We start from the raw sequence: 9,414 nt of genomic DNA on the forward strand, positions 1-9,414 counted from the left end.
CCGTTGGTGACGCCGCCGGCGCCGTTTCGACGGACTTCTCGGTTGTTCTAAGCGGGCGAAGTATGGCACGCCGGGCCTGTTTTGCGAATCTATCAGCGAGCCCACCATCGCCCACCAGCGCCCGACCTGCAAGTTTCCCACTTTATTGAGCCCCTATGTGTCCCTCCTCCCCCTCCACGCGCAAAGACCACCACACGCCCCCAATCCTCCTTGTTGGCCACCGCGGGGTGGGAAAATCCACCCTGGGACGCCTCGCCGCTTCGCGGCTCGGACGCCCTTTCTTCGACCTCGACGACGTCATCGCCGAACAATCCGGCACGACAATCGACGACCTCGTCGCCCGCGACATCGAGTCCTTCCGCACCATCGAGGCCCGCACCGCCCGCACCCTGACCGCACAAACCAACGCGCCGATCATCGCCGCCGGCGCTGGTCTCAACACCTTGCCCCCGGGCGCCATCATCATCTGGATCAGCCGCGACGGCTGGCAATCCACCGTCGCCTCGAGCAACCGCCCCCGCGTCCGCCCCGAACTCTCGCTCGATGAAGAACACCGGTGGATGATTCGCACCCGCGAGCCACACTGGCTCGACGCCGCACACCTCAAACTGAGCATCCCCAGAGCTCGCACGATCGAGCGCGCCGCCGAAGACCTCGCCACCCTCATCGACTGGGTGTCTCAGGTCCCTCGCTCCCCTCTAGCCCCCCGCACCGCCCTCGTCCCTTTCATCCCCGACGATCTCTGCCGGGCTCTCCACGATCGCGCCCTCCTGGACATGGGCAGAGTCGAAGTTCGCAGCGATATCTTCCCGACGCTCCCCGCTCCTGACGAGCTCCTCCAGAACAATCACCACCCCGGCGACCTCCTCCTCTCCCTGCGCACCCCCGATCCCCGCTGGCTACGCAACATCCCCGAAGCCGGAGCCTGGGACATCGATCTACGCTTCCTCCCCGACACCCTGCGCCACATCGACGACCTTCGTCCCCATCTCCCCGCCTCACTCATCCTCTCCGCACACCCGGCACACCCCGCTCCGGCCGACCTCTCCGAACTTTTCGACGGCGCGGGCGTCCTGGCAACCGCCTTCAACATCGCTCCCGAACGCATCACCCTCAAATACGCCCCGCTGGCCCCCGATGCCGCCGCCATCCGCGCCGCCCTCGACACGCGCGCCACCTTCGACGCCGGCCCTCACCCCTTCGCCATCATCCCCCAGGGCCCCCGCGCCGCCTGGGTCCGCCACCTTTTGAGCGCCACCAACGCTCTTCACTACCTCCCCGTCGGACTCGCCAGCCGCAACCCCGACCACCCCTCCGCCCTCGATCTCCAAAACGTCCTGCCCTCCCTCACATCACCAACCCCCACCCGCTTCGACGCCCTCATCGGCGACCCCGTCGCCCGGAGCCAGGGCGACCTCTGGCACCGACGCGCCGCTCTGCGCTCCGAGAGCCCCGACAACGAGCACCACCTGGGCTACCTCAAGATCCCCACCCCCGCAGACGACCTCCCCGACACACTCGCGCTCCTCCATCACATCAACATCCGTGGCGTCTCCGTCACCTCGCCACTCAAACGTCACGTTGCCCGCCATATCGGCGCCGACCACGCCCTCAACACCCTCCGCCGCACACCCCACGGATGGGCCGGCACCGACACCGACCACATCGGCATGCGCGCCTCGCTTCAGGCCCTCATCGGCGCCGGCATCACACCCGGCCCCACCCTGATCTTCGGCCAGGGCGGCGTCAGCCCCGCACTTCTACGCGCACTCGAGGACTCCGACTTCTCCGTCGTCGCGCACCTCTCCGCTCGCGCCGGCTGGGACAGCGCCCCCGACAACCTCCCTCCCCTTTCCCTGATCATCAACGCCGCCGCATCCTTCGCCCACACCGCGGCCGGCTCCCCTCCTCCCGCTCAAGCCTGGCTCGACCTCCACTACGCCAACGTGCAACCTCCCCCTTACGCGACCCTTCACCTCGGCGGCGACACCTTCTTCGACGCCCAGGCCCTCGCACAACGATCCTTCTGGAGCAGCTGATGTTTGCAAACACCTTCGGAACGTACCTTCGACTGACCACCTTCGGTGAATCTCACGGCCCGGCGATGGGCGCCGTCATCGACGGCATGCCCGCCGGCGTCGACTTCGATCTTGCCACCCACCTCCAACCCCACCTCGACCGTCGACGTCCAGGCCAGTCCAACATCACCACCGCTCGCTCTGAAGCCGACCGCGCCCAACTTCTCAGCGGCGTCTTCGACGGCAAGACCCTCGGCACCCCCATCTGTGTCGTCGTCCACAACACTGACCAGCGCTCCCGCGACTACGACCCCAACTACTTCCGCCCCGGCCACGCCGATCGCACCTGGCAGGAGAAGTTCGGACACCGCGACCACCGCGGCGGCGGCCGCGCCTCCGGCCGTGAAACCCTCTGCCGCGTCATCGGAGGCGCCTTCGCCGCCCGCCTCCTCCCGGAGCAAACCCGCGTCGTGGCCTTCACCCACCAGATCGGCGATCACATCGCCCTCTCCATCCCTGAAGACCTCACCACCGCACTCATCGACCAACACCCCACCCGCTGCCCAGACCTCAACGTCGCCGAGCGCATCGCTCAAGAACTCGTCGAGTGCAAATCACAGGGCGACTCCCGCGGCGGCGTCATAGAGCTCCGCATCGACCACTGCCCCATCGGTCTCGGAGAGCCCGTCTTCGCCAAACTCAAAGCGCGCCTCGCTGACGCCATGATGGGCATCGGCGCCGTCGTCGGCGTCTCCCTCGGCGACGCCCCCGCGGCCGCTTCCGCCCGCGGCGTCGACTTCCACACCGGCATCCCCGGCGACGGCCCCACCGCCGGCATAAGCCCCGCCGCCAGCGGCATCCAGGGCGGCATCTCCAACGGTCAGAGAATCACCCTCCGCGTGTATTTCAAACCCGCCTCTACCATCGGCTCCATGGCGCGTGAAGGCCGCCACGACCCCTGCATCGTCCCCCGCGCCGTCCCCGTCGTCGAAGCCATGGCAAACCTCGTCCTCGCCGACCTCCTCCTGGCCAGCCGACTCAACCAGCACCACAACCCCTGACCGACACTCCTGCGCTCACAACCATGCGCGCGTTCTCACTCAGCACCTGCAAATCCCATCCTCATCGTACAACAAACCCAACCTCCAACTTCATGGGAATGAGCCACCGCCCGTGCGAATTGAACCCACGCCATGAATGCGGTACGCATGCCGCCCGGCCGGGCCTGCCCTCGCGCCCCGACCCACACATACGCTTTGCTTTTGTTGACGTTCAGCACTTCTTACCCACGTGGACGGCCTCCTCAGGCCCGCCATATCTGACTGGAGCTTCACCATGAACCTGCTCGGGGTCCTTCCCTACTGGCAGCTCGGCCCCTGGGAGCTGGGTCCGCTCACCCTCCACTCCTTCGGCCTCTCCGTCGCCATCGGCGTCGCCCTGGCCCTCTCCATCCTCGGCAGCCGTGGCCAGAAGATCCTGGGCGTCTCCGGCGACCGCATGCAAAACTTCGGCATGTGGCTGCTCATCTTCGGCTGGTGCTTCAGCCATGTCTTTGAAGTCGTGGCCTACCAGCCCCACATCATCCTCGAAGATCCCCTGGTCCTCTTTAAGGTCTGGGGCTCCATCTCCAGCGTCGGCGGCTTAATCGGCGGCGTCATCGCCTTCCTCATCTGGCGCGTACGTAACCCCTACGAAGATCACATCGGCTGGTCCAACGTCGCCGCCTTTACGCTGCCCATCGCCTTCTTCTTCGGCCGCATCGGTTGCGCACTCGTCCACGATCACCCCGGCGCCGACGCCACAGACTTCATCGTCTGGGAGTGGATCCGCTCGATCTTCGGTGACTCCCTCCCCGAAATCTGGCCCCTGGCCCTCCAATACCCCGACGGCGTGCCCCGCCACGACCTCGGCTTCTACGAGGCCATCGTCTTCTTCTTCCTCACCCTCTTCGTCCTCTACAAAGGCCGAAAGCCTCAGCGTCGCGGCTACTACCTCTGGACCCTGCCGCTGCTCTACGCCCCCTTCCGCTTCCTCTTCGACTTCCTCCGCGTCGCCCCCGGTGAAGCGGGCCTCCACGGCGACACCCGCTACCTGATGCTCACCCCCGCTCAGTGGGTCGCCATCGGTATGTTCATCCTCGGCCTCTTCCTCTGGTCGAAGCTCCGCAACGAACCCGTCGAAACCTGGAAAGGGCTTGAGACTCCTCCTTCAGACAAAGACCAGCCCACGCCGTCATCAAAGTAACCCGCACTCCATGCGCCGGGGAGGTGCACCATGCCTGCGATCACCTTTCACGTTCAGGGCATGACCTGCGGCAAATGCGTCGCTCGCGTCCAGAACGCACTCAACAACCTCCCCGGCGTCATCGACCACAACGTCGACCGCGAAGCCGGCCTCGTAACCATCACCCTGGCCGACGCCGACGCGCCCTCTAGCGAAGAAATCGCCCGCGCCATCTCCGACGCCGGCTACCTCGCCACCCCTCTTGAGCCCTCCCCCCGCTCAACCACCGCGTCGCCCCGTGTCTTGGCCTTCCAGGTCGAAGGCATGACCTGCGACAAATGCGTCGCCCGCGTCCAGAACGCCCTCAACAACCTCCCCGGCGTCATCGACCACAACGTCGAACGCGAGGCAAACCTCGCGACCGTCACTCTGGCCGGCGCCGACGCGCCCTCCAACGACGAGATCGCCCGCGCCATCTCCGACGCCGGCTACCCGGCCTCACTGCTGCCCGATCGCACATCAGCGGCCCCGACCAAAACCCTGAATTTCAACGTCGAAGGCATGACCTGCGGCAAATGCGTCGCCCGTGTTCAGAACGCCCTCGACAACCTCGCCGGCATCGCCAAACACCACGTCGACCGCGAGAACAACTCCGCAGCCATCACCCTCACCTCCCACGCTAGCCTCACCCCCCAAGACATCGCGCTCGCCATCTCCGACGCCGGCTACCCCGCGTCCCCCACCAACGCGGAGCGCGCTCCAGCGATCCCTACCCGACCACCCGAAGAAATCACCTCCACCACAATATCAGCGGCGCCGCCCTCATCTCCATCAACGGGGCCCGCGGAGCCCGGCGGCTCAGCCCCAGTTGAGCCCATCGACATCCCCGCTGACCTCCTCGAAGTCCGTGGCATGACCTGCGCCTCCTGCGTCGCGCGCGTCGAAAACGCGCTCTCCAACGTCGAAGGCGTCGCCGAGGCCCGCGTCAACTTCGCCACCGAGCAGGCGCGCGTGCGATGGAAGCCCGGCACCGAGCCCTCCCACCAGCGCCTCATCGACGCCATCCACGCCGCCGGCTACGAGGTCGAAGAACCTACTCCTTCGACCTCCACCGCCCCCTCAGCATCCGCCCCGCCTCGCGCGTCTCGCATCAGTGAGCGCCGCAAAGCCGAAGCCGACTTCTGGAAAAAGCGCTGGACCACCGGCGTCATCCTCACCCTCCCCATCATGCTCCTCGACATGGGACCGATGTGGCTCAACTGGCAGGCAAACTTCGCCGCCGAAGCCACGCGCCTCATCACACTCATCTACCTCACCGGTGTTGTCATCGCCTACGTCGGCCAGGGCTTCTTCAAAGGCGCCTTCTCTGCCGCCCGCCACGGCGCCGTCAACATGGACACCCTCGTCGCCCTGGGCGCCGGCACCGCCTACGTCTTCTCCACCATCATCAGCATCCTCTACATCACAGGGAGCGTCGCACACGCCCACCCCTACTTCGAAAGCGCCGCGATGATCCTCACCCTCATCGGCCTTGGAAAGTGGCTGGAAGCCCGCGCCAAAGGAAAAGCCGGCGAGGCCATCGAAGCGCTCCTTGACCTCGGCGCAAAACAGGCCTTCGTGAAGCGCGACGGCGACTGGACCGCCGTCGACGTCGCCCAACTCCAACCCGGTGACTTCCTCCGCGTGCGCGCCGGCGAGAAGATCCCCACCGATGCCGAAGTCCTCGAAGGACAGAGCGACGTCAACGAGGCCATGGTCACCGGAGAGTCCGTACCCGTCACCCGCGGCCCCGGCGACGCCGTCATCGGCGGCACCATCTCCACCGACGGCCAACTCATCCTCCGCGCCACCCGTGTCGGAAAAGACACCGCCCTGGCCCAGATCGCCCGACAAGTCGAAGAAGCTCAGGAGTCCAAAGCCAACATCCAGCGCCTCGTCGACCGCATTTCCGCCATCTTCGTCCCCGCCGTCATCCTCATCGCCATCGCCACCTTCATCGCCTGGGCAGTCCTTGACGCCCCCTCCGCCGCCATCCTCCCGGCCGTCGCCGTCCTCGTCATCGCCTGCCCCTGCGCTCTCGGACTGGCCACACCCACCGCCATGATGGTCGGCTCCGGCAAAGGCGCCTCCCTCGGCGTCCTTATCCGCAACGCCCAGGCCTTGGAGCGCGCCCGTGCCCTGCACGCCGTGGTCTTCGACAAAACGGGCACCCTGACAACCGGCAACATGTCCCTGACCGACGTCATCGCCCTCAACGCAACCGACGACGAACACCTCGCTCTGGCCGCCGCCATCGAAGAGGCCGGCCAACACCCCATCGGCATCGCCATCCTGCGCGCTGCCCGGGAACGCGGCCTCGACCTCCCCGCCATCTCCGACTTCAAAACCATCGCCGGCGACGGCGTCACCGCCTCCCACAACGGCCAGACCATCGCCATCGGCAAGCCCTCCTGGGTTCAAGACACCTGCAACGCCTCCTTCCCATCCCACCACCTCGAACGCCTTCAAAACCAGGGCAAAACCGTCGTCGCCATGGCCTCACCTGACACCCCCCTGGCCCTCTTCGCCGTCGAAGACGCCCCTCACGACGACGCCCCCGCCCTCATCGAATGGCTTCACAAGCGTGGCACCGAAACCTGGCTTATCACCGGTGATAACCCCCAGACCGCCCGCATCATCGCCGAGCGCGTGGGCATCCCCCCGGAACGGGTCAAAGCCGGAGTGCGCCCCGGCGACAAAGCCGCCGCCGTCAAAGACATCCAGAACCAGGGCCAGAAAGTCGTCGCCATGATCGGCGACGGCGTCAATGACGCCCCCGCACTCGCTCAGGCCGATCTCGGCATCGCCATCGGCTCCGGCACCGACGTCGCCATCGAATCCGCCGACATCACCCTGATGACCTCATCCCTCGACGGTGTCCGCCGCGCCATCGCCCTCTCCGCGGCAACCTACAACAAAATCCGCCAAAACCTCTTCTGGGCCTTCGTCTACAACACCGTCCTCATCCCGGTCGCCGCCCTCGGCCTGCTCCGCCCCGCCTTCGCTGCCATGGCCATGGCCCTCTCCAGCGTCAGCGTCGTCACAAACGCCCTCCTGCTTAAACGCCGCGACTTCACCAAACCTTAACGCCCCCCTGCATCATCCTCCCCGCAGGAACTCGCCTCCAGCTGCACCCTGACCACCCCGTCAAGGCTCACCCTCCCCCGCTCCCCTTCCGACTCCATCCAAAACTCCCAGCGCGCCCCGCCCCACACAACCCGCGCGTACACAACCTCCCGCAACCCCTCATCCACACACAGCTCCACTGCCTCCCCCGCGTAGCAGTACGCAAGCTCCCCCTCCACCACATCCACCCACGACCGCTCACGCCCAACCCTCAACCCCAGCGACTCCAGACTCGCCGCCACATCCCCAGACCACCACAGCGCCCACACCGCCCCCCACGGCCAATCCGAGCGTCCACTCAACGTCACCACACGCCCACGCTCATCACGCAGCACCCCTCGCCCACAATACTCGCGCAGCTCTCCTTCCACCGTGCGTGCTACCCAGGTCTGCGCCTGCCTCGCCACCGCCCGCTGCCCCGTCGCCTCCACACCAAACAAAAAAGGCGGCGGCGACGCCTGCGCATGCCCCGAGGCAAACACAACCGCCACCACCGCCCACGCCGCGACCTGATAGGCTCCCTTACGTCGCATCGGCCTCATCGGCCTCACGCACCTTCCGACGCAGATACTCCAACAACTTCGGGCCCAACTCCGGATGCCGAAGGCCATACGAGATGTTCGCCGTCAAGAACCCCAGCTTATCGCCAATATCGTGGCGGCGCCCCTTGAACTCATACCCCACCAACGCACGCTCTCGACTCAAACGACTCAGCGCATCCGTCAGCTGAATCTCACCGGAACTATCCGGCTCCACCTCCGCCAACATGTCAAAAATCACCGGCGGCAAAAGATAACGCCCGATCACCGCAAGATTCGACGGCGCAAGCTCAGTGTCCGGCTTCTCCACGATCCCGCGCACCCGATGAAGCCCCGGCGCCCAGTTCTCACCGGTAATAATCCCGTAGCGCGACACCTCATCCTTTCCGACCGGCATCACACTCACCACCGCCTGCCCGTAGCGCTCGTACACCTCGATCAACTGCCGCGTCACCGACGGGCTCGACCCGATCAAGTCGTCAGGAAGCACCACCACAAAGGGCTCATCCCCCACAACCTCGCGTGCACACAAAATCGCGTGCCCGAGCCCCAGCGGCTTCTTCTGACGAATCGCTACCGTCCGAATCATCTGGCTGATCGAGCGCACGCGCTCCAACTCCTCAACCTTCCCCCTCACCTCCAGGATATTCTCCAACTCAAAGTTGTAGTCGAAGTGATCTTCAACCCCTCCTTTGCCCCGCCCTGTAATGAGAATAACCTCCTCAATCCCCGCCTGAACACACTCCTCCACCACCACCTGAATCGCCGGCACATCCACCACCGGCAACAACTCTTTCGGCACCGACTTGGTCACCGGCAACAGCCGTGTCCCAAAACCCGCTACCGGAATCACCGCCTTGCGAACCGTCTTCTTCTCGGGATTCGGAACCATCTCGTCTCGCCTCAAGTCTTGGGTCATGTCATCTCGGCGCACGCTCCTTCCCTTCCCCGCGTCACGCCATCATCAAGCAGCCCGCGATTATCGCGCAGCACCCCTGAGTGTCAACTTCGCCCCCCATGCCCTCCCAAATATCAACGCCCTCGCAACACCACCCAGCACCTCTCCGAACAAACCTCCCGTACACCGCTCTCGCACAGTGTCCTGCACCCCGAACATAGCTCTATCCCATCTACACCCCCTGCCTCTCGGCACTCGCCCTCCCTCCCCTGGATCGTCGCCCACGCTCTCCGCCCTGAACCCACCGCTACAAGCACAGTGGCTCGCGTCCTCCCCGGTCACCGATCTCCCCGCCATGTCGCGCGAGCCCTCAACCGGCCAAAACCTCGCCAACCGCACCATCTCTCCCCATCCCACCCTCGAAAACCTCGTCAGACCAGACCTCCGCGGGCCTCCGCCCCTCCCCAACCTCAACCTTCGCGCTTCGCGCCCACGTCTCACCGAGCACAACCTCGGCAACCGAGACTTTCGAGGCGCTCGATCTGTTCACAACCTCGGCGACCGAGACTTT

General features: G+C 65.7%; 7 protein-coding genes. 4 read left to right on the top strand and 3 right to left on the bottom strand.

Annotation, left to right across the window (positions count from 1 at the left end):
• Window positions 1-155: 155 nt before the first annotated feature.
• The 4 genes from FRC96_RS02290 to FRC96_RS02305 all read left to right on the top strand — a co-directional run bounded on the left by FRC96_RS02290 (window position 156) and on the right by FRC96_RS02305 (window position 7,367).
• A complete protein-coding gene (locus FRC96_RS02290) occupies window positions 156-2,039 on the top strand; it encodes a shikimate kinase (RefSeq protein WP_146972417.1) in 1,884 nt (627 codons plus the stop codon).
• On the top strand, window positions 2,039-3,079 hold the full coding sequence (aroC, locus tag FRC96_RS02295) for a chorismate synthase (RefSeq protein WP_146972418.1): 1,041 nt from the start codon (window positions 2,039-2,041) through the stop codon (window positions 3,077-3,079). The genes FRC96_RS02290 and aroC overlap by 1 nt, the downstream gene beginning before the upstream one ends.
• A gap of 274 nt (window positions 3,080-3,353) precedes the next feature.
• Window positions 3,354-4,262, top strand: a complete 909-nt coding sequence (locus FRC96_RS02300; RefSeq protein WP_146972419.1) for a prolipoprotein diacylglyceryl transferase — start codon at window positions 3,354-3,356, stop codon at window positions 4,260-4,262.
• A gap of 30 nt (window positions 4,263-4,292) precedes the next feature.
• Window positions 4,293-7,367, top strand: a complete 3,075-nt coding sequence (locus FRC96_RS02305) for a heavy metal translocating P-type ATPase (protein WP_146972420.1) — start codon at window positions 4,293-4,295, stop codon at window positions 7,365-7,367.
• On the opposite strand, the gene FRC96_RS02310 is transcribed toward FRC96_RS02305, so the two are convergent.
• The 3 genes from FRC96_RS02310 to FRC96_RS21675 all read right to left on the bottom strand — a co-directional run.
• Window positions 7,364-7,939 carry a hypothetical protein gene (locus FRC96_RS02310; RefSeq protein ID WP_146972421.1) on the bottom strand — a complete coding sequence of 192 codons (576 nt, stop codon included), beginning with the start codon at window positions 7,937-7,939 and terminating at the stop codon, window positions 7,364-7,366. The two genes, FRC96_RS02305 and FRC96_RS02310, sit on opposite strands and share 4 nt — an antisense overlap.
• The gene (galU, locus tag FRC96_RS02315) at window positions 7,929-8,837 is read right to left on the bottom strand and encodes a UTP--glucose-1-phosphate uridylyltransferase GalU (RefSeq protein WP_146972422.1); all 909 of its coding nucleotides are present in this window, start codon (window positions 8,835-8,837) and stop codon (window positions 7,929-7,931) included. Before galU ends, FRC96_RS02310 begins: the two co-directional genes overlap by 11 nt.
• Window positions 8,838-9,213: 376 nt before the next feature.
• The coding region (locus FRC96_RS21675; protein WP_230469786.1) for a hypothetical protein at window positions 9,214-9,414 on the bottom strand (201 nt) is incomplete at its 5' end.

The organism is Lujinxingia vulgaris (assembly GCF_007997005.1).
Taxonomy (GTDB): domain Bacteria; phylum Myxococcota_A; class Bradymonadia; order Bradymonadales; family Bradymonadaceae; genus Lujinxingia.

Bases quoted from the DNA above. Each gene is read 5' to 3' on its own strand.
- FRC96_RS02290 (WP_146972417.1), top strand. From the start codon at position 156: ATGTGTCCCTCCTCCCCCTCCACGCGCAAAGACCACCACACGCCCCCA.
- aroC (WP_146972418.1), top strand. From the start codon at position 2,039: ATGTTTGCAAACACCTTCGGAACGTACCTTCGACTGACCACCTTCGGT.
- FRC96_RS02300 (WP_146972419.1), top strand. From the start codon at position 3,354: ATGAACCTGCTCGGGGTCCTTCCCTACTGGCAGCTCGGCCCCTGGGAG.
- FRC96_RS02305 (WP_146972420.1), top strand. From the start codon at position 4,293: ATGCCTGCGATCACCTTTCACGTTCAGGGCATGACCTGCGGCAAATGC.
- FRC96_RS02310 (WP_146972421.1), bottom strand. From the start codon at position 7,939: ATGCGACGTAAGGGAGCCTATCAGGTCGCGGCGTGGGCGGTGGTGGCG.
- galU (WP_146972422.1), bottom strand. From the start codon at position 8,837: ATGGTTCCGAATCCCGAGAAGAAGACGGTTCGCAAGGCGGTGATTCCG.